The sequence below is a fragment of the Halomonas borealis genome, from assembly GCF_004798905.1.
Taxonomy (GTDB): domain Bacteria; phylum Pseudomonadota; class Gammaproteobacteria; order Pseudomonadales; family Halomonadaceae; genus Halomonas; species Halomonas borealis.
Genome location: NZ_SDMO01000004.1, coordinates 74,592 through 94,422, shown reverse-complemented (window position 1 = coordinate 94,422; position 19,831 = coordinate 74,592). Strand labels below are relative to the sequence as shown.

Here is a 19,831-nt window from a genome sequence, read left to right as displayed (position 1 = left end):
CCGACGGCGGGGCGGCATGGCCGCCCCGCCGTCGTTTCATCACGCGATTCCCCGGAGTTCCCATGCCCTGGCTGCAACTCAAGGCGCGCATCGCTCCCGAACAGGCCGACCTGCTCGAGGAACTGCTGCTGGACGAAGGCGCCACCGCCATCACCCTCCAGGACGCCCAGGACGACCCGCTGTTCGAACCCGAGCGCGGCACCACGCCGCTATGGGACGAGACGATACTGACCGGCCTCTACGACGACCTCGAGGGCCTGCCCGCGATGCTCGAGCGGTTGGCCGGCGCCTGGTCCGAGGCCCTGCCCGGCGAGCCCTGCCCCGAGATCGAGCACGAGCTGCTCGACGACCGTGACTGGGAGCGCGCCTGGATGGACGACTTCGCGCCCATCCAGATGGGCCAGCGGCTATGGATCGTGCCGAGCTGGCATGACGCCCCGGACCCGGCCGCGGTCAACCTGCACCTGGACCCTGGCCTGGCATTCGGCACCGGCACCCACCCCACCACCGCGCTATGCCTGGCATGGCTCGATGAGCTGAGCGTGGCCGGCGAGCTTGCCAGCCACGAGGTACTCGACGTGGGCTGCGGATCCGGCATCCTGGCCATCGCCGCCCTCAAGCTGGGAGCCGCCTCGGCCCAGGGCACCGACATCGATCCTCAGGCGCTCACCGCCAGTCGCGACAACGCCGAGCGCAACGGCATCGACAACGCCGACCTCGCCCTCCACTACCCGGAACAGCTGGATACCACGGCACGCTTCCCGGTGGTGATCGCCAACATCCTGGCCGGCCCGCTGATCGAACTGTCCGCCAAGATCGCCGGGCGTGTGTCGCCGGGTGGGAGCCTGGCGCTGTCCGGCATCCTCGAGGCCCAGGCCAACGAGGTGCGCGAGGCCTACGAGGCTTGCGGCCTGATCATGGACGAGCCCGAGGTGCGCGAAGGCTGGGTGCGCCTCGACGGTCGTCGGCCGAGCTGAGACAAGCCACACCCTCCTTCACCCAGACCATCGGGGGGCGTATGATATGCCTCCCTTCGAACCATCGATCTCGACCATGTCCGACTCACGCTCCCTGCCGCGCATCGGCGCTCATGCGTTGCCGAACCGAGTGATCCTGGCCCCCATGGCCGGCGTCACCGACCGCCCCTTCCGGGCGCTCTGCCGCCGGCTGGGCGCGGGCCTGGTGGTGGGCGAGATGGTGACCTCAGACCCCGCCCTGTGGAACACCCGCAAGTCGCGGCTACGCCTGGACCACCGCGGCGAGCCCGGCCCGCGAGCCGTGCAGATCGCCGGCGGCGATGCCGAGATGCTCGCCGAGGCGGCGCGTCTCAACGCCGAGATGGGCGCCGAGATCATCGACATCAACATGGGCTGCCCGGCCAAGAAGGTCTGCAACAAGGCCGCCGGTTCGGCGCTGCTGCGTGACGAGGCGCTGGTGGCCGAGATCCTCGGCGCGGTGGTCGCCGCGGTCGACGTGCCGGTGACGCTGAAGATCCGCACCGGCTGGTGCGCCGACAGCAACAACGGCGTGCGCGTGGCCCGCCTGGCCGAAGACGCCGGCATCCAGGCGCTGGCGGTCCACGGCCGCCATCGCCAGCAGCGTTACGGCGGCGAGGCGGAGTACGACACCATCGCCGCCATCAAGGCCGCGGTGAGTCTGCCGGTGTTCGCCAACGGCGATATTGATTCGCCCGAGAAGGCTCGCCACGTCCTCGACTATACTGGGGCAGATGCGGTGATGGTCGGCCGCGGCGCCCAGGGCAATCCCTGGATCTTCCGCGAGATCGACCACTACCTGCGGCATGGCCAGCGCCTCGCGTCTCCCGACGATACCGAGCGTTCGGCGGTGCTTCATGGCCACCTGGTGGCCCTGCATGACTTTTACGGTGAGCACATGGGCGTGCGCATCGCCCGCAAGCACCTCGGCTGGTACCTGGCCGGCGATGCGCGCCTCGACGATGCCGGACGACGTGCCCTGCGCGCCACCTTCAATGGCCTGGACAGCGCCGCTGACCAGTGCCGCTTCATCGACGAACTCTTTCGTCATGACCCCGCCACGGCGCCGCACCGTGTCGCTCGGGCCATGATGCCAGATGGAACCTGTGCCGCATGACCAGCAGCCAAGCCCTTAACCAGAAATCCGCGCTGACCGAGCTGGACGCCCGCGCCCCCCGCCGCCTCGACGAGAGCCACGGCAGCGCGCTGACGCCGCATGGTGACATGCCTCTGCGCGAGACCGTCGACGCCGCGATGCGACGCTACTTCGATCATCTCGACGGTGGCGACGTCACCGACCTTCACGCCATGGTGATGGCCGAGGTCGAGGCGCCGCTACTGGCCTCGGTGCTCGAGCACGCCCAGGGTAACCAGACCCGCGCCGCCGAAATGCTCGGCCTCAACCGTGGCACCCTGCGCAAGAAGCTCAAGCTCTACGGTCTGATCTAAATTCCCGCGGGGGCGCCATCGAGCGCCCCCGCTTGCGTTTCGATGCCCCCTCAACGCCCAACAGAGTGACCTTCATGTCTCAAGCCTCTTCCACGCCCGTCCGCCGCGCCCTGATCAGCGTGTCCGACAAGACCGGCATCGTCGACTTCGCCCGCGGGCTCGGCGAGCAAGGTGTCGCGCTGCTGTCCACCGGCGGCACCTTTCGCCTGCTCCAGGAGCACGGCATTCCGGTCACCGAGGTCTCCGAGCACACCGGCTTCCCCGAGATCATGGACGGACGCGTCAAGACCCTGCATCCGAAGATCCATGGCGGCATCCTCGGCCGTCGCGGCCAGGACGACGCGGTGATGGCCGAGCATGAGATTGCCCCGATCGACATGGTGGTGGTCAACCTCTACCCCTTCTCGGCCACCGTGGCACGCCCCGACTGCCGCCTCGAAGACGCCATCGAGAACATCGACATCGGCGGCCCGACCATGGTCCGCTCCTGCGCCAAGAACCACGCCTACACCACCATCGTGGTCGACGCCGGCGACTACGATCGGGTGCTGGACGAAGTCACCCGGGGCGGCATGCAACAGGCCACTCGCTTCGACCTGGCGGTCAAGGCCTTCGAACACACCGCCGGCTATGACGCCGCCATCGCCGATTACCTCGGCCAGCGCGTCGAGGGCGGCGAAGACGGTTTCCCGCGCACCTACAACCTGCAGTTCCACAAGAAGCAGTCCATGCGTTACGGCGAGAACCCGCACCAGTCCGCGGCCTTCTACGTCGATCCCGACTGCCAGGAACCGAGCGTGGCCACCGCCGAGACCCTCCAGGGCAAGCCGCTGTCGTTCAATAACGTCGCCGACACCGACTCGGCACTGGAGTGCGTGAAGAGCTTCACGGAGACCGCCTGCGTCATCGTCAAGCACGCCAACCCCTGTGGCGTGGCGGTCGGCGCCAGCCAGCTCGAGGCTTACGACAAGGCCTTCGCCACCGACCCGACCAGCGCCTTCGGCGGCATCATCGCCTTCAATCGCGGGCTGGATGCCGACACCGCACGCGCCATCATCGACCGCCAGTTCGTCGAGGTGATCATCGCCCCCGGTGTCGAGGCCGATGTCGCCGCGATCGTCGCCGAGAAGAAGAACGTCCGCCTGCTCGATATCGGCGCCCACTGGCCCGGCGAGCGCGCGCATGCCCACGACCTCAAGCGCGTCACCGGCGGCCTGCTGGTTCAGGATCGTGACCTGGGCATGGTCGGCCGCGACGAGCTGACCGTGGTCACCGAACGCGTGCCCAGCGAGCAGGAGATGCGCGACCTGGCTTTCGCCTGGAAGGTCGGCAAGTACGTCAAGTCCAACGCCATCGTCTACGTCAAGGATGGCCAGACCATCGGCGTCGGCGCCGGCCAGATGAGCCGCGTCTACTCGGCCAAGATCGCCGGCATCAAGGCCGCCGACGAGGGCCTCTCGGTGCCCGGCTCGGTGATGGCGTCCGACGCCTTCTTCCCGTTCCGTGATGGCATCGACGCCGCCGCCAAGGCCGGCATCACCGCGGTGATCCAGCCCGGCGGCTCGATGCGCGACCAGGAAGTGATCGATGCCGCCAACGAGGCCGGCATCGCCATGGTGTTTACCGGCATGCGCCACTTCCGCCACTGACGCCGAGCGCCGAGCGCCGAGCGCCGAGCGCCGAGCGCCGCAGGATGATGTCTCAAACTCAATAGACATCGACAAAGCCCCCCGCCGGACTCGATCCGGCGGGGGGCTTTTTCCTCCCTCAACACCTACCGCCCGTCACGGATCGGCCAGGCGCTTGCAGCTCGGCGCTATCCGAGATCGATGCACAGGTACTTGGTCTCGAGGAACTCCTCGATGCCCTGGTGGCCTCCCTCGCGGCCGAGACCGGAAGCCTTGACCCCGCCGAAGGGCGCGGCGGCATTGGAGATCAACCCGGTATTGATGCCCACCATGCCATATTCCAGCGCCTCGGCGACTCGCCACACGCGGCCCAAGTCGCGGGAATAGAAGTAGGAGGCGAGCCCGAACTCGGTGTCATTGGCCATGGCCACGGCATCCTGTTCGTCCTCGAAGGGGAAGACCGCGGCCAGCGGACCGAAGGTCTCCTCGTTGGCCACCTTCATGCTGCCGTTGGCGGCGCTGATCAGCGTCGGGGTGAAGAAATGCCCCCCCAGCGGGTGCGGATGGCCCCCCAGTAGCAACTCGGCACCGTGATCGACGGCATCCTGCACATGCTCGGAGACCTTGGTCACCGCCTTGTCGTCGATCAGCGGGCCGATGTTGACGCCCTGCTCGCTGCCGTTACCCACCTTGAGCTCGCTGTTCATGGCCACCGCCAGCTTCTCGCAGAAGGCGTTGACCACGCTGGACTGGATCAAAAAGCGGTTGGTGCACACGCAGGTCTGGCCGGCGTTGCGGAACTTGGCGGCCATGGCGCCTTCCACGGCGGCATCCAGGTCGGCGTCTTCGAAGACGATGAAGGGCGCGTTGCCGCCGAGCTCCAACGAGATTTTCTGCACGTGGCGCGACGCCTGGCTCATCAGCTCGCGCCCCACCTCGGTGGAGCCGGTGAAGGTGATCTTGCGCACCGCCGGCGACTCGGTGAGTGCCGCAGCGATTTCCGAGGCGCGGCCCGGCACCACGTTGAATACCCCGCGCGGCACGCCGGCCCGCTCGGCCAGCAGCGCCAGCGCGGTGGCCGAGAACGGCGTCTGGCTGGCCGGCTTGACCACGAAGGTGCAGCCCGCGGCCAGGGCGGCGCCGGCCTTGCGAGTGATCATCGCCGCCGGGAAGTTCCAGGGCGTGATGGCACCGACCACGCCGATCGGCTGCTTGGTGACCAGGATACGCTGCTGCGACTGCGTGGCGGGAATCGTCTCGCCATAGACCCGGCGAGCCTCCTCGGCGAACCAGCGCAAGAAGCTCGCCGCATAGGCGATCTCGCCGGCGGCTTCCTTGAGCGGCTTACCCTGCTCATGGGTCATGATCATGGCCAGATCGTGTTGATGCTCGAGCATCAGATCATGCCACTTGAGCAGGATATCGGCCCGCTCGTGGGCGGCCAGCGCCCGCCAGGCCGGCAAGGCGGCATCGGCGGCATCGATGGCACGCTCGGTCTCGCCGCGCCCCAACCGTGGCACCTGCCCCACCGCCTCGCCGGTCGCCGGGTTCAGCACCTCGATCTGTTCGCCGCTGTCGGCGGCGACCCAACTCCCGTCGATGTAGGCGAAAGGACAGTAGAGCTGGGTTTCCTTCAGGGCTTCCATGATTGACTCCTGGCGTGTGGGCATACTTCATGAGGGATGATTCTCATGCTAAGCGCAAGCCCCCCGACACGCCAACCGCTCATCCATGAGCGACATTCCACCCCGTCGCCTACCCCTGGCGACGCGCCTCACGGGAATCGGACAGGGTGATCGACACCGAATCGGCGAAGCGCAGCGCATGCGGCTTGTCGATCTCGACCTGGGCGGCGAGCACCTGGTCGAAGCTCATCACCAGGTCGAGCACCTCGCGGGTCATGCGCTCCAGCAGCTGGAAACGGTGGTCTTCCACATGCTGGATCACCTGCTTGGTGATGGTGCGGTAATTCAGCGCCTGCTCGATGTGATTGAAGGCCACCGCGCGATCGGCGCGATAGCGGATCACCATGTTGATCACCACGTCCTGGCGATTCTGGATCTCCTCGTCCTTGATGCCGATATGCGTCCTCAGGCGCAGATCCTTGATACGGATCGTCGCCAGATCATGATCGAGGTGTTCGTCGCCCAGCGCGTGCAGTGGCATCTCGCTCTCCTTAGCGGCCTTGAACCAGGGTCAGGAACTCCTGGCGGGTGCTCTGATGCTCGCGGAAGGCGCCGAGCATCACCGAGGACGACATGCTGGAATTCTGCTTCTCGACGCCACGCATCATCATGCACAGGTGGCGAGCCTCGACGACCACGGCCACGCCACGAGCCTCGGTGACCTGCTGTACCGCCTCGGCGATCTGGCGGGTCAGGTTCTCCTGAATCTGCATGCGGCGGGCGTACATGTCGACGATGCGGGCGAACTTGGAGAGCCCCAGCACCTTGCCCCGCGGCAGGTAGGCGATGTGACACTTGCCGATGAACGGCAGCAGGTGATGCTCGCACATCGAGTACAGCTCGATATCCTTCACCAGCACCATCTCATCGGTCTCCGAGGCGAAGACCGCACCGTTGATGATCTCCTCCAGCGACTGCTGATAGCCATGGTTGAGGAATTGCATGGCCTTCGCGGCCCGCTTGGGAGTGTCGCGCAGCCCCTCGCGGTCGGGGTCCTCCCCCAGCCCCTCGATGATCTGGCGGTAGTGGTCGGCGAGATGTTCGGTCATGCTCAGGCCCCATGCAGAGTCGTGATATCGGTGGGTCGGCGATTCCCCCGGCCACACCTTATACATAAATTATTCAAAAAACCGCACTTGTAAACATAACGGTTCGGGGAACGCATTATTCTAGCGCAAGGCGCCGCGCGACGCAGTGCCATGGCGCCTCAGCAGACCCGTGCCGTCAGGACAACCAGCGATCATCGCCATCCAGCATGACGCGCTGCTGCTCGAGCTCGCGCAGGTGACCGTCCCAGTAGCCGGCATCGGCCAGCCACGGGAAGGCCTGCGGGAAGGCAGGGTCTTCCCAGCGCGCCACCAGCCAGGCGCTATGACGCAGCAGCCGCAACGCCCGCAGCGGCTCCACCAGCGCCAGCTCGCCACGGTCGAAGTCGCGGTGCTGCTCGTAGCCCTCGATCACCTCGGAAAGCTGCATCTGGCGCTCGCCCTCGTCCTTGGCGGTCAACAGCATCCACAGATCCTGCACCGCCGGCGCCATCAGGCAGTCATCGAAGTCCACCAGCGCGAAGTGCTCATCCCGCCCCAGCATGTTTCCCAGATGGCAGTCGCCCTGCGCCCGTAGCATCTTCGCCGGCCATGCCCGCGCAGATAAGGCCTCGATCAGCCCCTGCCCGGTGCGCCGATAGGCGGCACGCTGGCGATCCGTCAGCCAGCGGCTCGCCAGTACCGTCTCGACGGCCTCCTCGGCCATCTCGCGCGGGGCCAGGGTGCGGCGATGCACGAAGGCACGACGCTCGCCGACCGCATGCACGGCACCGATCGTCTCGCCCAGGGCGAACAGATGCTCGGGGCTTTCCAGTTCCGGCGCCTGGCCGGGCAGGTGGGGGAACAGCGAGAAACGGAAATCGTCATGCCGATGCAGGCTCGCCCCCGAGGCGTCGCGCCAGGGCGCGGCCACCGTCACGCCGGCCTCGAGCAGCTCAGCCAGGAAGTCGTGCTCTTCCTGGATCTGGGCGTCGCTCCAGCGCCCCGGGCGATAGAACTTGACCACCCAGCGGCGTCGCTCGTCGTCGTGCACCAGGTAAACCCGGTTCTCGTAACTGTTAAGCGCGAAGGGCTCGCCGGGCAGCCAGAAGCCCAGGGACTCCACCGCCGCCACGACCCGCGCGGGCTCGAGGCGGGCAAAGGGATGAATCGCGTCGTTCATGGGCGTTCTCGTCACAGGCAAAGCCCCATGGTAGCAAAGCCACCCGGCCCGACGCGTCACAGCGTGGCCCGATAACCGCCACCACAGCCACCCTCCGGACTACCCCGCCGACCATTCGCCGCGACCGCGGCCAGCCATGCCCCACACCACCGCCCCCATCACAGGGCCTGGAAACCGCCCACACGCCTACCCTATGCTGGTGGCTTCATCAATACGGTGGCCGATGCACGCCGCACTTGCCCCCGGCCGGAGACCCTGCATGGAACTGCTCACCTGGCTCACCTACGTCGGCATGATCGTCGCACTGATCATCTTCCCCGGTCCCGTGGCCCTGTTGTGTACCAGCCACGGCCTGCGCTTCGGCCGACGTCGCGCCGCGGCCACCGTCTGTGGCGGCACCCTGGCCTCGCTGGCCCTGATGGGGCTCTCGTCGCTGGGGCTCGGCGCCATCCTGGCCACCTCCGAGACCGCCTTTCATCTCCTGAAGATCGCCGGCGGCATCTATCTCGTCATACTCGGCCTCCAGGCCTGGCGCCGCTCCGGCGACGAGCCTCCGGTGGCCACCACGGCGACCGGGCCGAGCCCCACCACGACCCCGCTGCCTCGGCTGTTTCGCCAGGGCTTCCTGGTCGGCATCAGCAACCCCAAGGACCTGCTGTTCTTCGCCGCCCTGTTCCCCAACTTCATCGACGTGGCCGCGCCCCAGCTCGCCCAGTTCGCGATCCTCGCCGCGACCTGGGCGGCGATCGACCTCAGCCTGATGTGGCTCTACGCCGCCATGGGTTCGGGGATCGGTCGGTGGTTCGGCCATCCGCGCCGCGCGCGGCGCTTCCATCGCGCCACCGGCGGCCTGTTCATGGCCGCCGGTGGTTCGCTGATCGCCACGTCGCCATAGGTTGCCTGCGAAAAGGCGACGAACAGACGGAATTGACGCGGTGTACATGGGTACTGTGAGCCGACGTTGAATGCCGCCTGGGCGGGCGCAGGCATTTTTCGAACAAAGCCTCCGCATGATCTCAGGGCGTGGCCAGGGGCGTCCTGGCGATCGCCCAGGCCTCGATCTCCGTCGCGCCCGCCTGACGGCAGGCCCGGGCCAGGGCATCGAGGGTGGCGCCGGTGGTCATCACGTCATCGAGCAGCGCCACCCGCGGCGGTAGACGCGCCTCCAGGCGGAAGGCGCCACGCAGGTTGCCGCGTCGCTTCCCGCGATCGAGCCCGCGTTGGCTCCGCGTGTCGGCGAGCCGTCGAGCGCCCACCAGCGGAACGTGCAGCCGCGCCGCCAGCCGCTCGGCGAGCCAATACCCCTGGTCGAAGCCTCGCTCTCGGGCTCGGTGCGGATGGAGTGGCACCGCGATCAATGCCTGGGGCGGCTCGCTTCCCGCCAAGCCTTCCTCCAGCAAGGCCAGCAGCAGCGTCCCCGCCCGCGGCGAGGCATGGAACTTGAAGCGCTGCATCAGCTCCGCCACCTCCCCCTCGTAACGCAGCGGCACCCGCGCGCACTGAAAGCACGGCGACCGGCGCAGGCAATGCCCGCACGGTCTCGGCGCGACCGTGGCCGGCAACGGCTCTGCACAGACCGGGCAGGCCGACCGATTCCAGGGCAAGGCGGCATGGCAGGCGGTGCACCAGGCGCGTCCCTCCTCACAGGGCGCCAGACAGAACGCACAACGGCCTGGCAAGGCACGACGCAGCCATTCGTCAACCTTTGCATTCAGCAAGGTTGACATGATGACGCGTCTCCGTACCCTACTCGTCAACCCACCAATGCTAAGCAAGTTGACCATAAGCGAGCCCTGCATGTCTGCCCAGCCTCACGACAACGCCCCGGTTGATCTGACCCTAGCGTCCCGCCCGGATATTCGCCACGACTGGTCTGTCGAGGAGATCGAGGCGTTGTTCGCGCTGCCCTTCAATGACCTGGTGTTCCGCGCCCAGCAGGTCCATCGCGCGCACTTCGACCCCAACGCCGTCCAGGTCTCCACCCTGCTGTCGATCAAGACCGGCGCCTGCCCGGAGGATTGCAAGTACTGCCCGCAGTCCGGCCACTACAACACCGGGCTCGGCAAGGAGAAGCTGCTCGAGATCGGGAAGGTGGTGGATCAGGCCCGAGAGGCCAAGGTCGCCTCAAACAGCCTATCTGAAGTGACCCCCTTCATAGCTGCACAGGGTATAGTGCAGCCATCAGGAGGACAGGATGAGCGACGACAATCCCATCAAGCGATGGACCGCCAAGCGCAAGGCCGCTGTGGTCATGGACATCTTCAAGGGCAAGACCACGGCCGCTGAAGTGGCTCGCCAGTACGATCTCACCGTCTCTGAGATCGAGGGTTGGATCGATGAGGCCCAGCGCAGCATGGAAAACGGGTTCAAGGCCCGACCCAAGGACATCCGTGAGCAGTACGAATCCGAGCTCCGGGAGACCAAGGAGGCACTGGGCGAGGCCCATCTGCAGATCTAAGCGCTAAAAAAATTCAAGCGCCTGCTCGACGAGGACGAGAACTCGTAAGGTCGCTGCAGGCGCAATTGGCCGAGGAAGGCCATGTGGTATCGCTCGTTAAGCTCTGCCGCTGGTTGGGGCTCCCCCGGCGAAGTCTGTATTACCGGCCCAAGCCCCGGCAGCGCGACATCAATACCGATCTGGCAGCGCGGGTGAAGCTGGCCTTGGAACGGTTTCCTACCTATGGCTATCGCCGCCTGGCATGCATCCTGGGTGAGAACCGCAAACCGATCCAGCGCATTCTGCAGCTCAAAGGCTGGCAGGTACGCAAGCGGCCTCAGGGCTTCCGACCGCGTGCCAGAAGTCTGCCGTCCGTCGCCTTGAGGCCTGATGAGCGATGGGCGGACCGATCTCACCCGCGTGTGGTGTGGCAAGGATCGGCGAGCCAGCCTGGCGGTGATCATCGACTGCTGCACACGAGAGAACCTCGGCTGGCGATTATCGGACAATGGCAGCAGCAAGACCGCGGAGGCGGCGTTGGAGGAAGCGCTGATCTATCGGCTCGGGGCGCTGGGGCGCGTTCAGCAGCCGTTGGCCCTTCGCTCCGATAACGGGCTCGTTTTCAGCAGTCGCCACTATACCGTCACGGTAAAGGCCTATGGCCTTACCCAAGAGTTCACGACGCCGTATACCCCGGAGCAGAACGGCCTCGTCGAGCGCTTCTTCCGTTCCTTGAAAGAAGAGTGCATCTGGCTCCATCGCTTCGAGTCGTTGGGCCAAGCCAGGGTCGTGATCGAGCGCTGGATCCGGTACTACAACGAAGAGCGACCACATCAGTCTCTGGACTATGTGGCACCCCGAGCACACCCAGCATTAGCGGCATAGGGTGTGCAGAAACCAGGGGGTCATTACAAAATCGGAGACGGCCTTCGGAAGCTCGGCTAAATCTTCATAGAAAGCCTTACTTGAAGCGGAACCTTCCGAACGATCGCCATATATGGCTATGCCGCCATATTCTTTAAAAAATTGCCTATATAGCATACCGAGAGACTCATCAAGCAACCTCTTCCTTATATTATTCAATGCTCTCACCTCTCAGCCTCACACATCTAGTTAGTATCAGCATATGGAACGTATTGCTTTTCTTGAAAATACTCCACTACTGCCTCCCGATTCAAAAAGTGCCCAAAAATGAAATTTTCATAGAATGGAACCAGCTTCTTTATATCAAATATTGCCTTATGGGCTTTAAAGGAAGACTGTTGAATAGACATTGCAAGCTTATACTCTGCTGGATAACCATTGTTTCTAGCAATTTGAAGCCTGAACACCTCATTCAACAAAGGAATAGCACAATTAACAACCTCAGCCGACCTTCCTTCTTGAAGTTTGAAAACAATATACACAGGCATCGAATCCAGAGAAGAACTCAACCCTCTATTTTCAAGTATAGAAGATTTGTGTTTTTCAAGAATCTTCCTTAAAACTGTAAGGCTAATAGCTTTAAAATCAAAAATCAGATCAATGAAATCTTCGTTATGCACGGGGAAAGGAAGGTCAGCAAAGACATGCCACTTTAAACCATTTAGCCTCTTTTCAAACTCCTCTTCTCTTGATAGCTTAGAAGCCATAACATGCATTGGATAAGCATCTACCCCATAGTTAGAAACGAAACCACCAATTGCATTATCAATGGTTAACCATGATACACGATAAGAATGGCAGGCCATTATCGTATGAACTACTGTGTCATCAATAGCCCCTTTCAAAATATTAAGATCTTGAGGTAGATCAGCTTCAAGAATTTTAGTGTCGTCAACGACTGTGATTTTAGACAAGATCTCATCAAGACCTTCAATGAAGTCTTTAAAATCTCTCTCTATATCCTCTCCTAGAGTTCTGACTAAATGCCCACTATCACTGAGGCCAAGTGTCATATATTCTGGAGATGTTATAGTGTCACGAAATTCTTTCAAAAGCCTTTTTGTTTCTTCCGTAGATTTTATGTTTTGTCTACAAAAGCTTTTTGCCAATCCCGCCAAGCAAACATAGATAATAGTATAAACATCCGCAATGTATCCGAGAGATTCTTGCCTTGGGCTCTCCACAGGAAGTATCATCTTAGATATTGCTGGATCTACAAACAACTCAAGAGCTGACTTGCATACTTCTTGAGAGTTAAGAGCATTACCTTTCATTAGCAATGGGATATTCGGATCAGCAAAAACCTCTTCACTCCTACGGGGTGAAAGCCTCTTGAGATTATCTTCCATAAAGGCAACAAGCTCATCGCCACCTTCTGGAACTTGGAGCATAAAAAAAGCATCGCTTCCGTCATTCATTTCTTGCCTAATGTCACAAGAAATTTGAAATGCAGCAACATAAGGTGGGATTTTACTGTGAAGAGTTAAGTCTTCCACCCCGCTCTTATCCATGCTTCCTTCACTAAGAGCCATAAGTTTTTCTGCCAAATCAGAGCTTGCTTTAAGCACATACTGATTCGGCGGGTACTTCTCGCCCTCTACTACAATGGCTTTACTTGACTTGTTCCCTTTATTGAAAGCAAGACCAACAACAGCATCACCAACATTTCGAGAGGCGGGAACAAATTGCTCTGCGGTTTTATTCGACACACTAAAACCAAGGTGTAAACCACTTACAACCTTAGAAGACCTTATCGGATCTCTCAGAAATAAATCGACAACCACTTCTTCAACTTTTGAAAAGTTTACGAAATGATACATCATTGCGAGCAACTGAATTGAGTCGTCATCATCTATACTGATTACGGAAATATCAATACTATCTAAAAACTCACCAACCCCTTTACCAAGGCTTAACAAGACTCTCGCTTTCTGCAACAGAAACTGAGTAGCAGTTGGTTCCAAACGAATAGCTGGATCAATTGAATTTAATGCTTTATCAAGCTCACCCTTATTGGTTTCATAATGGGACTTAAGAGACCAATAGAAGCTAGAATCTTGTGCATCGTTGTGTAAACCTGATATCAGCTTATGAAAGCTACTATACTGGCTACTATTATATAAAGCGACAAGATACTCTCTCATAATAGGAGAGAGCCACGGATCTTCTAAAGTGAGAGGGTCTTCTAGACACTTACAGACCTCACTGTAAAGGTCGTGACGATGTAGGTTTCTGGCAAGCTTAATAATAAGAAATGGATTTATTTGCTTAAAATCACCACCAGAATCATAAAAATCTTGAATAAGACCCGGAATGTCTTTTTTATTTCTTAACCGACACTTTTCTGACGAAGCGGAATAGAGCAAAAGGCTAACAAACTTCTCAATAGACTCATCATCATTATCTATCGAGATTTCCTTTCCTATGATCTTATCAGCCACACTGCTATCTAAATAATCAAGTGCCAACAAAACATCGACCACATTCAAAACATCTGCTGAAAGCACTTTCCTCTTCAATTCATTTCTTTTGCTTTCACTTTCGCTAAGCAAAAATCCTTGTTTGATATCATCTTCCAAATAACTATAGTCTTTATTCTCAGTTGCATACAACAAGGCAGAAAATTCTGGGAAGTCCTCTTGCCACTTATCAACATACCTCCAACAGATATCACTGAGCTGTTGATCTGCTGAGGCGGAGTAAGAAAGAATAGGCACTGCAAGTTTAAATAGCCGTTTGTCTCGCCCTTCAGATTTAACTATCAGCTTATGTATATTATTGCAGAGCACCAGTATTTGGTCTTTAAGCCTCTTTTCTACAAACCAGAATGCTCGATCGTTAAGGTCGAGACTTATTTGCTTGCACAAAGCTTGTAAATAGACTACTTCAAAATCGTGATCTTTATAGGTATTTTTAGCTTTTCCGGAAAGCTTTAATGCAGCACTAAATTCATCAACTCTAAGCAGCCCCCTGATGATAGAAAGAACTTCTACATCACTACCGGTGGGTTCTGTTCCAGTGGCTTTTAGCTCATCTTTACTAGCCAAGAGCTCTAAATACTGACACCTGGATAAAAAGCCTGCATCCTTTTCACTTTTATATGCTTGAATAGCACCTTCTTCGTCATCCAGTATAAGCCTGACTCTAATCAAAGATGCCAAAAACACATCCTTAATTTTTGGAGAAGTAGAATCAGCGAGAGCTCTAGAGATTTTTGGGTGAAGAGCTTCTCCTTCAGACTGGTCTGTTAAACCAGAAATAAGCTTCAGGGCTTGTAAGTAAGGGTGCGACTCTTTACCAAGCCTTCCTGTGCTCTCTATGGCACTTATTCTTGCCTTTGCACTTTGGACATCACCTTTACCAATGTCAGAAAACACCTCAATGGATAACTCTTTGAGGTCGTCTGGCATCAGCTCCTTAATTTCGTATTTATTATTTCCAACAGCATCCCCAGAACCAAAGTGGAACTGGAATAACTTCTTAACCTGCTTAAGCATTAGCAAATCCTTTTGCTAGCAATACTTGTCGCCACCAACATTATCACCATTCCCATAGTGATACTGATTGGTTATGTGCTGAACGTTTTCTTGCTTGATGCTATTTAGTGCCTCTACAAGCTCTGGGCATTTCTCCATCCTCTTTATTATGCCCTTTTCGCTGAGATCTTCTAAATCTTCACTTTTGTCTAATTTGACAAGCTCTTCAGCTATATATTCCAGCTTCTGCTGATCGTCCTTGACTGCTTTAGCAAGCTCTTTCACTAAGTAGTCTTTTGAGAGGGACAAGCCTTTTTTCGTGCATTCGTAAACGACATTGGCGACAACACCTGCTGCAACACTTTCGACAAACATGCCTTATTCCCTTTGATACTTATTGGTTAGCCATATTCTCATATTAGGGTTGTCTAGGCATGGCTGCAATGAGGTTTTCAACCTTAAGCACAACTAAGCTATTGATTTTATGCGATTTCATCAAAGCTAAGGGGTGAAGGTACGGAGTTGCACCCTAGGTAGTGGACATCACGTCATCGAGCAGCGCCACCCGCGGCGGTAGACGTGCCTCCAGGCGGAAGGCGCCACGCAGGTTGCCGCGTCGCTTCCCGCGATCGAGCCCGCGTTGGCTCCGTGTGTCGGCGAGCCGTCGAGCGCCCACCAGCGGAACGTGCAGCCGCGCCGCCAGCCGCTCGGCGAGCCAACACCCCTGGTCGAAGCCTCGCTCTCGGGCTCGGTGCGGATGGAGTGGCACCGCGATCAATGCCTGGGGCGGCTCGCTTCCCGCCAAGCCTTCCTCCAGCAAGGCCAGCAGCAGCGTCCCCGCCCGCGGCGAGGCATGGAACTTGAAGCGCTGCATCAGCTCCGCCACCTCCCCCTCGTAACGCAGCGGCACCCGCGCGCACTGAAAGCACGGCGACCGGCGCAGGCAATGCCCGCACGGTCTCGGCGCGACCGTGGCCGGCAATGGTTCTGCACAGACCGGGCAGGCCGACCGATTCCAGCGCAAGGCGGCATGGCAGGCGGTGCACCAGGCGCGTCTCTCCTCACAGGGCGCCAGACAGAACGCACAACGGCCTGGCAAGGCACGACGCAGCCATTCGTCAACCTTTGTATTCAGCAAGGTTGACATGATGTCGCGTCTCCGTACCCTACTCGTCAACCCACTAATGCTAAGCAAGTTGACCATAAGCGAGCCCTGCATGTCTGCCCAGCCTCACGACAACGCCCCGGTTGATCTGACCCTAGCGTCCCGCCCGGATATTCGCCACGACTGGTCTGTCGAGGAGATCGAGGCGTTGTTCGCGCTGCCCTTCAATGACCTGGTGTTCCGCGCCCAGCAGGTCCATCGCGCGCACTTCGACCCCAACGCCGTCCAGGTCTCCACCCTGCTGTCGATCAAGACCGGCGCCTGCCCGGAGGATTGCAAGTACTGCCCGCAGTCCGGCCACTACAACACCGGGCTCGGCAAGGAGAAGCTGCTCGAGATCGAGAAGGTGGTGGAACAGGCCGAGGCCGCCAAGCAGGCCGGCGCCAGCCGTTTCTGCATGGGCGCCGCCTGGCGCAGCCCGCGGGAGAAGGACCTGCAGGTGGTCATGGAGATGGTCAGCCGGGTCAAGTCGCTGGGGCTCGAGACCTGCATGACACTCGGCATGGTCGATGTCGAACAGGCCAGGCGCCTCTCCGATGCCGGGCTCGACTACTACAACCACAACCTCGACACCTCCCCGGAGTACTACGGCGAGATCATCACCACCCGCAGCTATGCCGACCGACTGGACACGTTGGCCAACGTGCGCGAGGCCGGCATGAAGGTATGCTCCGGCGGCATCCTGGGCATGGGCGAGACGCCCCGCGACCGCGCCGCCCTGCTCCAGCAGCTGGTGCGCCTGGAGCCGCATCCCGAATCGGTACCGATCAACATGCTGGTCAAGGTGCCGGGCACGCCGATGGAAAACGTCGAGGACATGGACCCGCTGGAGTTCATCCGCGCCATCGCCGTGGCCCGCATCCTGATGCCGAAGAGCCACGTGCGCCTGTCCGCCGGCCGCGAACAGATGGACGAGTCGACCCAGGCCATGGCCTTCCTGGCCGGCGCCAACTCGATCTTCTACGGCGACTCCCTGCTGACCACCGGCAACCCCCAGGTAGAACGCGACCGTGCGCTGTTCGACAAGCTCGGCCTGCACCCGGAGCAGCGCGAAACCTGCGCCGACGACGAGAAGACCGAAGCCGCCCTGGAGGCCGCCATCCGCGACCGCCGCGACGATGCCATGTTCTACGACGCCAGCGAAGCCTGACCGCATGGCCACCAACTGGCCACAGCGTCTGACTGAGCGCGCCGAGGCTCGCCGCGCCGAAGGGTTATGGCGCTCACGTCCCACCGTGGATCCCAAGGATCCACGGCAAGACTTCGCCGGCAACGACTACCTCGGCCTGGCACGCGACCCGAGGCTCGCCGAGGCACAGGCCGAAGCCGCACGACGCCGCGGTGCCGGCGGCCGGGCCTCGCACCTGGTGTGCGGCCATCAGACGATCCACGAGACACTCGAACGGCGCCTCGCCGAGCTCACCGGACGCCCCCGGGCGTTGCTGTTTTCCACCGGTTACATGGCCAACCTGGGCGTCCTGCAGGCACTCTGCGACCGCCACACGCCGGTCTTCCAGGACCGCCTGAACCACGCCTCGCTGATCGATGGGGCGAGGCTCGCCGGGGCGCCCTCGCGGCGCTTCCATCATCGCGACCTCGCCGACCTCGAGCGGCTGCTGGCGCGCGCCCAGGAGGGTGCCCCAGCACTGGTGGTCAGCGACGGCGTGTTCAGCATGGACGGCGACGTGGCCGACGTCGCCGGACTGGCCGCGACCGCCCGCCGCCATGACGCCTGGCTGATGATCGACGACGCCCATGGCCTGGGCGTGCTCGGCGGGGTCGGCGACGGCTGCGCCGGCCGCGCCCACGGCGTCGACGAGGTCCCGGTGCTGGTCGGCACCCTGGGCAAGGCGCTGGGCAGCGCCGGGGCCTTCGTGGCCGGTGACGCGGCGCTGATCGAGCATCTCATCCAGTTCGCTCGCCCCTACATCTACACCACCGCCCAGCCGCCCGGCGTGGCGGCGGCCACCCTGGCCGCCCTGGACATCCTCGACACCGAGCCCGAGCGCCGCGCCCGGCTTCACCAGCGCATCCAACGCTTCCGCCGTGAGGCCGCCACCCTCGGCCTTGAGCTGGACGCGTCGACCACGCCGATCCAGCCGCTGCGCCTGGGCGACAACCAGCGCACCCTGCGCTGGGCCGCCCGTCTCGGCGAGGCCAACCTGCGGGTCGGCGCCATCCGCGCGCCGACCGTGCCCCAGGGCGAGGCGCGGCTGCGCATCACCCTCTCCGCCACCCACGACGATGACGCCCTGGACGCCCTGCTCGAGGGATTGGCCGACTGCCAGCGGCAGGAGGCCGCATGAACGAACCGGCAACGAACCGGCTGGTGCTGCTCTCCGGCTGGGGCTGCGACGCCCGCCTCTGGCAGGCGCTCGACGGGCACTGGCCAGACGACCTCGAGATCATGACCCCGGACTGGCCCGGCTACGGCGAACGCGTCGCCCTCGACGACCCCGCCGCCCTGGACGCGCTGGCCGAGGCCATGGCGGATAGTTTGCCCCACGATGCCATCTGGGTCGGCTGGTCGCTGGGTGGGCTGCTGGCCGGCGCCCTGCTCGACCGATTGCCGGCCCCCCGCGCCCTGGTGCTGCTCGGCATGGGCGAGCGATTCCCGCATCCCGAAGGGGTCAGCCAGGCGGCGCTGGCTCAGTTTCGCAAGGCCTTCCGTCGCGATCCGGCGGCCATCCGCGCCCACTTCCTGCGCTGGCAGCTGGGCGGCGAGCCATCGCCCCGGGCGGCCCACCGGCGACTGCGCGGCCTGCTCGGCGATGCGGCACCCGCCGACAAGGCCACCCTGAACGCGGGGCTGGCCCAGCTAGCCGAGCTCGACAACACCGCGCGCCTCGCGGCGCCCCCCTGCCCGGTGCATCGCCTGGCCGGCGAGGCCGACCCACTGCTGGCTCCGGCGATCCGTGAGCGGGCCGACCGGCTGCTTCCCGAGGCCGGCCACTGCCCGATCATCAGCCAGCCAGGCCGGCTCGCCAGGACGCTGGCCACCATCGCCACGGCGCCGACACATCCGCTAGAAGAACTCGCCCTCGAGGACACCCGATGACCGCCCTGCCGAGCCACGTAGCCCACGTCGCCTCCGCGCCCCGGATCGACGAGCGCGACTGGCACGCCCGGGTCGCCCACGCCTTCTCGCGAGCCGCACCCCGCTACCTCGAGCGCGCCTGGGCCCAACAGGCCATGGCCGAGCGATTACTCGCACGACTGCCGGCTCACGCCCAAGACGTGCTGGACCTGGGCTGCGGGCCCGGCGACCTGACCGCCGAACTGTTTCGGCGCTACGGCGCCGGCGGCCGAGTCACCGGCCTGGACCTGGCACCAGGGATGCTCGACGCGGCGCGCCAACGCCATGGCCAGGCGATCGACTGGCGATGCGCCGACGCCGCCGACCTGCCGCTGCCGAATGCGAGCCACGACCTCGTGGTCTCCAACCTGGCCATCCAGTGGTGCCCAAACCTGGACGCGGTACTCTCTGAGCTCACCCGCGTGCTGCGACCCGGCGGCCGCGCACTGATCAACACCCTGGCGCCGGGCACCCTGGCCGAGGTCGGCCAAGCCTGGGCACACCCCGCCGCGCTGCTCGACTTCCGCGACGCCGCTTGCCATCGTCGCGCCGCTCACGGCGTCGGCTTCCGCCGGGTCGAAGTCAACGAGCGCATCGAGCGCTTCCATTATCCCGACCTCTCCGCGGTGATGGCCTCCATCAAGGGCGTGGGTGCCCAGGTGGCACGCGGTGGGGCGCGGCTCTCCCGCGCCGACGTGGCCCGCGCCACCCACCGCTTCGAAGCGCTCCGCACCGACCACGGCCTGCCCGTGTCCTATCACCTTCTAACGCTGGAACTGGAACGCTGA

At 62.0% G+C, this 19,831-nt stretch carries 19 protein-coding genes and 3 pseudogenes; 12 read left to right on the top strand and 10 right to left on the bottom strand.

Features of this window, described 5'->3' with window-relative positions; genetic code table 11:
- Nucleotides 1–62: 62 nt before the first annotated feature.
- The 4 genes from prmA (at nucleotide 63) to purH (ending at nucleotide 4,093) form a co-directional block, all read left to right on the top strand.
- Nucleotides 63–977 carry a 50S ribosomal protein L11 methyltransferase gene (gene prmA, locus ETC07_RS05960; protein ID WP_136247588.1) on the top strand — a complete coding sequence of 305 codons (915 nt, stop codon included), beginning with the start codon at nucleotides 63–65 and terminating at the stop codon, nucleotides 975–977.
- Nucleotides 978–1,053: 76 nt separating this feature from the next.
- Nucleotides 1,054–2,112: a tRNA dihydrouridine synthase DusB gene (gene dusB, locus ETC07_RS05955; protein ID WP_136247587.1), complete on the top strand. Its 1,059-nt coding sequence runs from the start codon at nucleotides 1,054–1,056 to the stop codon at nucleotides 2,110–2,112.
- 107 nt (nucleotides 2,113–2,219) lie between these two features.
- A complete protein-coding gene (gene fis, locus ETC07_RS05950; protein ID WP_168709176.1) occupies nucleotides 2,220–2,444 on the top strand; it encodes a DNA-binding transcriptional regulator Fis in 225 nt (74 codons plus the stop codon).
- Between the two features lie 74 nt (nucleotides 2,445–2,518).
- Nucleotides 2,519–4,093: a bifunctional phosphoribosylaminoimidazolecarboxamide formyltransferase/IMP cyclohydrolase gene (gene purH / locus ETC07_RS05945; protein WP_136247585.1), complete on the top strand. Its 1,575-nt coding sequence runs from the start codon at nucleotides 2,519–2,521 to the stop codon at nucleotides 4,091–4,093.
- A gap of 167 nt (nucleotides 4,094–4,260) precedes the next feature.
- Here purH and ETC07_RS05940 read toward each other — a convergent pair whose 3' ends face one another.
- The 4 genes from ETC07_RS05940 to ETC07_RS05925 all read right to left on the bottom strand — a co-directional run bounded on the left by ETC07_RS05940 (nucleotide 4,261) and on the right by ETC07_RS05925 (nucleotide 7,965).
- The gene (locus ETC07_RS05940; RefSeq protein ID WP_136247584.1) at nucleotides 4,261–5,718 is read right to left on the bottom strand and encodes an NAD-dependent succinate-semialdehyde dehydrogenase; all 1,458 of its coding nucleotides are present in this window, start codon (nucleotides 5,716–5,718) and stop codon (nucleotides 4,261–4,263) included.
- A 109-nt stretch (nucleotides 5,719–5,827) separates the two neighbouring features.
- Nucleotides 5,828–6,238, bottom strand: a complete 411-nt coding sequence (gene folX / locus ETC07_RS05935; protein ID WP_136247583.1) for a dihydroneopterin triphosphate 2'-epimerase — start codon at nucleotides 6,236–6,238, stop codon at nucleotides 5,828–5,830.
- Between the two features lie 10 nt (nucleotides 6,239–6,248).
- Complete coding sequence (gene folE / locus ETC07_RS05930; protein ID WP_136247582.1) at nucleotides 6,249–6,806, bottom strand: GTP cyclohydrolase I FolE; 558 nt, start codon at nucleotides 6,804–6,806, stop codon at nucleotides 6,249–6,251.
- 175 nt (nucleotides 6,807–6,981) lie between these two features.
- Entirely contained in the window at nucleotides 6,982–7,965 is a 984-nt protein-coding gene (locus ETC07_RS05925; protein ID WP_136247581.1) for a serine/threonine protein kinase, read from the bottom strand.
- A 259-nt stretch (nucleotides 7,966–8,224) separates the two neighbouring features.
- Between ETC07_RS05925 and ETC07_RS05920 the strand changes: the two genes are divergently transcribed.
- Nucleotides 8,225–8,860 carry a LysE family translocator gene (locus ETC07_RS05920; protein WP_136247580.1) on the top strand — a complete coding sequence of 212 codons (636 nt, stop codon included), beginning with the start codon at nucleotides 8,225–8,227 and terminating at the stop codon, nucleotides 8,858–8,860.
- A 121-nt stretch (nucleotides 8,861–8,981) separates the two neighbouring features.
- Here ETC07_RS05920 and ETC07_RS15875 read toward each other — a convergent pair whose 3' ends face one another.
- Both ETC07_RS15875 and ETC07_RS15870 read right to left on the bottom strand, forming a co-directional pair.
- The gene (locus ETC07_RS15875) at nucleotides 8,982–9,431 is read right to left on the bottom strand and encodes a ComF family protein (protein WP_240724578.1); all 450 of its coding nucleotides are present in this window, start codon (nucleotides 9,429–9,431) and stop codon (nucleotides 8,982–8,984) included.
- A gap of 114 nt (nucleotides 9,432–9,545) precedes the next feature.
- Nucleotides 9,546–9,692, bottom strand: a pseudogene (locus tag ETC07_RS15870) (ComF family protein); the annotation flags it as partial.
- A gap of 70 nt (nucleotides 9,693–9,762) precedes the next feature.
- On the opposite strand from ETC07_RS15870, the pseudogene ETC07_RS05910 reads away from it, so the two are divergent.
- The 3 genes and pseudogenes from ETC07_RS05910 to ETC07_RS15770 form a co-directional block, all read left to right on the top strand.
- Nucleotides 9,763–10,098 (top strand): annotated as a pseudogene (locus tag ETC07_RS05910) (biotin synthase BioB); the annotation flags it as partial.
- Nucleotides 10,099–10,216: 118 nt separating this feature from the next.
- Nucleotides 10,217–10,423, top strand: coding sequence for a hypothetical protein (locus tag ETC07_RS05905; RefSeq protein ID WP_240724569.1), 207 nt, complete (start codon nucleotides 10,217–10,219; stop codon nucleotides 10,421–10,423).
- A gap of 369 nt (nucleotides 10,424–10,792) precedes the next feature.
- The gene (locus ETC07_RS15770) at nucleotides 10,793–11,287 is read left to right on the top strand and encodes an integrase core domain-containing protein (RefSeq protein ID WP_205742513.1); all 495 of its coding nucleotides are present in this window, start codon (nucleotides 10,793–10,795) and stop codon (nucleotides 11,285–11,287) included.
- A gap of 224 nt (nucleotides 11,288–11,511) precedes the next feature.
- On the opposite strand, the gene gapS6b is transcribed toward ETC07_RS15770, so the two are convergent.
- The 4 genes and pseudogenes from gapS6b to ETC07_RS15865 all read right to left on the bottom strand — a co-directional run.
- Complete coding sequence (gene gapS6b, locus ETC07_RS05895) at nucleotides 11,512–14,823, bottom strand: GapS6b family protein (RefSeq protein ID WP_136247578.1); 3,312 nt, start codon at nucleotides 14,821–14,823, stop codon at nucleotides 11,512–11,514.
- Between the two features lie 15 nt (nucleotides 14,824–14,838).
- Nucleotides 14,839–15,177 (bottom strand): GapS6a family protein, encoded by a 339-nt coding sequence (gene gapS6a, locus ETC07_RS05890; protein ID WP_136247577.1) that lies wholly within the window; start codon nucleotides 15,175–15,177, stop codon nucleotides 14,839–14,841.
- A gap of 154 nt (nucleotides 15,178–15,331) precedes the next feature.
- Nucleotides 15,332–15,688: a ComF family protein gene (locus ETC07_RS15765; RefSeq protein ID WP_205742512.1), complete on the bottom strand. Its 357-nt coding sequence runs from the start codon at nucleotides 15,686–15,688 to the stop codon at nucleotides 15,332–15,334.
- A gap of 114 nt (nucleotides 15,689–15,802) precedes the next feature.
- Nucleotides 15,803–15,949: pseudogene (locus ETC07_RS15865) on the bottom strand (ComF family protein); the annotation flags it as partial.
- A 70-nt stretch (nucleotides 15,950–16,019) separates the two neighbouring features.
- Between ETC07_RS15865 and bioB the strand changes: the two are divergent.
- The 4 genes from bioB to ETC07_RS05865 are packed head-to-tail and all read left to right on the top strand — an operon-like array spanning nucleotide 16,020 to nucleotide 19,831.
- Complete coding sequence (bioB, locus tag ETC07_RS05880) at nucleotides 16,020–17,117, top strand: biotin synthase BioB (protein WP_205742511.1); 1,098 nt, start codon at nucleotides 16,020–16,022, stop codon at nucleotides 17,115–17,117.
- Between the two features lie 4 nt (nucleotides 17,118–17,121).
- Entirely contained in the window at nucleotides 17,122–18,273 is a 1,152-nt protein-coding gene (gene bioF, locus ETC07_RS05875; RefSeq protein WP_136247576.1) for an 8-amino-7-oxononanoate synthase, read from the top strand.
- Nucleotides 18,270–19,025, top strand: coding sequence for an alpha/beta fold hydrolase (locus ETC07_RS05870; protein ID WP_136247575.1), 756 nt, complete (start codon nucleotides 18,270–18,272; stop codon nucleotides 19,023–19,025). The genes bioF and ETC07_RS05870 overlap by 4 nt, the downstream gene beginning before the upstream one ends.
- Entirely contained in the window at nucleotides 19,022–19,831 is an 810-nt protein-coding gene (locus ETC07_RS05865; protein WP_136247574.1) for a methyltransferase domain-containing protein, read from the top strand. The genes ETC07_RS05870 and ETC07_RS05865 overlap by 4 nt, the downstream gene beginning before the upstream one ends.

Coding starts and splice junctions, on each gene's coding strand:
- folE (WP_136247582.1), bottom strand. CDS start 6,806: ATGACCGAACATCTCGCCGACCACTACCGCCAGATCATCGAGGGGCTG.
- bioF (WP_136247576.1), top strand. CDS start 17,122: ATGGCCACCAACTGGCCACAGCGTCTGACTGAGCGCGCCGAGGCTCGC.
- purH (WP_136247585.1), top strand. CDS start 2,519: ATGTCTCAAGCCTCTTCCACGCCCGTCCGCCGCGCCCTGATCAGCGTG.
- ETC07_RS05940 (WP_136247584.1), bottom strand. CDS start 5,718: ATGGAAGCCCTGAAGGAAACCCAGCTCTACTGTCCTTTCGCCTACATC.
- gapS6b (WP_136247578.1), bottom strand. CDS start 14,823: ATGCTTAAGCAGGTTAAGAAGTTATTCCAGTTCCACTTTGGTTCTGGG.
- gapS6a (WP_136247577.1), bottom strand. CDS start 15,177: ATGTTTGTCGAAAGTGTTGCAGCAGGTGTTGTCGCCAATGTCGTTTAC.
- ETC07_RS05865 (WP_136247574.1), top strand. CDS start 19,022: ATGACCGCCCTGCCGAGCCACGTAGCCCACGTCGCCTCCGCGCCCCGG.
- ETC07_RS05920 (WP_136247580.1), top strand. CDS start 8,225: ATGGAACTGCTCACCTGGCTCACCTACGTCGGCATGATCGTCGCACTG.
- fis (WP_168709176.1), top strand. CDS start 2,220: ATGCCTCTGCGCGAGACCGTCGACGCCGCGATGCGACGCTACTTCGAT.
- prmA (WP_136247588.1), top strand. CDS start 63: ATGCCCTGGCTGCAACTCAAGGCGCGCATCGCTCCCGAACAGGCCGAC.
- ETC07_RS05905 (WP_240724569.1), top strand. CDS start 10,217: ATGGACATCTTCAAGGGCAAGACCACGGCCGCTGAAGTGGCTCGCCAG.
- folX (WP_136247583.1), bottom strand. CDS start 6,238: ATGCCACTGCACGCGCTGGGCGACGAACACCTCGATCATGATCTGGCG.
- bioB (WP_205742511.1), top strand. CDS start 16,020: ATGTCTGCCCAGCCTCACGACAACGCCCCGGTTGATCTGACCCTAGCG.
- ETC07_RS15770 (WP_205742513.1), top strand. CDS start 10,793: ATGAGCGATGGGCGGACCGATCTCACCCGCGTGTGGTGTGGCAAGGAT.
- ETC07_RS05925 (WP_136247581.1), bottom strand. CDS start 7,965: ATGAACGACGCGATTCATCCCTTTGCCCGCCTCGAGCCCGCGCGGGTC.
- ETC07_RS05870 (WP_136247575.1), top strand. CDS start 18,270: ATGAACGAACCGGCAACGAACCGGCTGGTGCTGCTCTCCGGCTGGGGC.
- dusB (WP_136247587.1), top strand. CDS start 1,054: ATGTCCGACTCACGCTCCCTGCCGCGCATCGGCGCTCATGCGTTGCCG.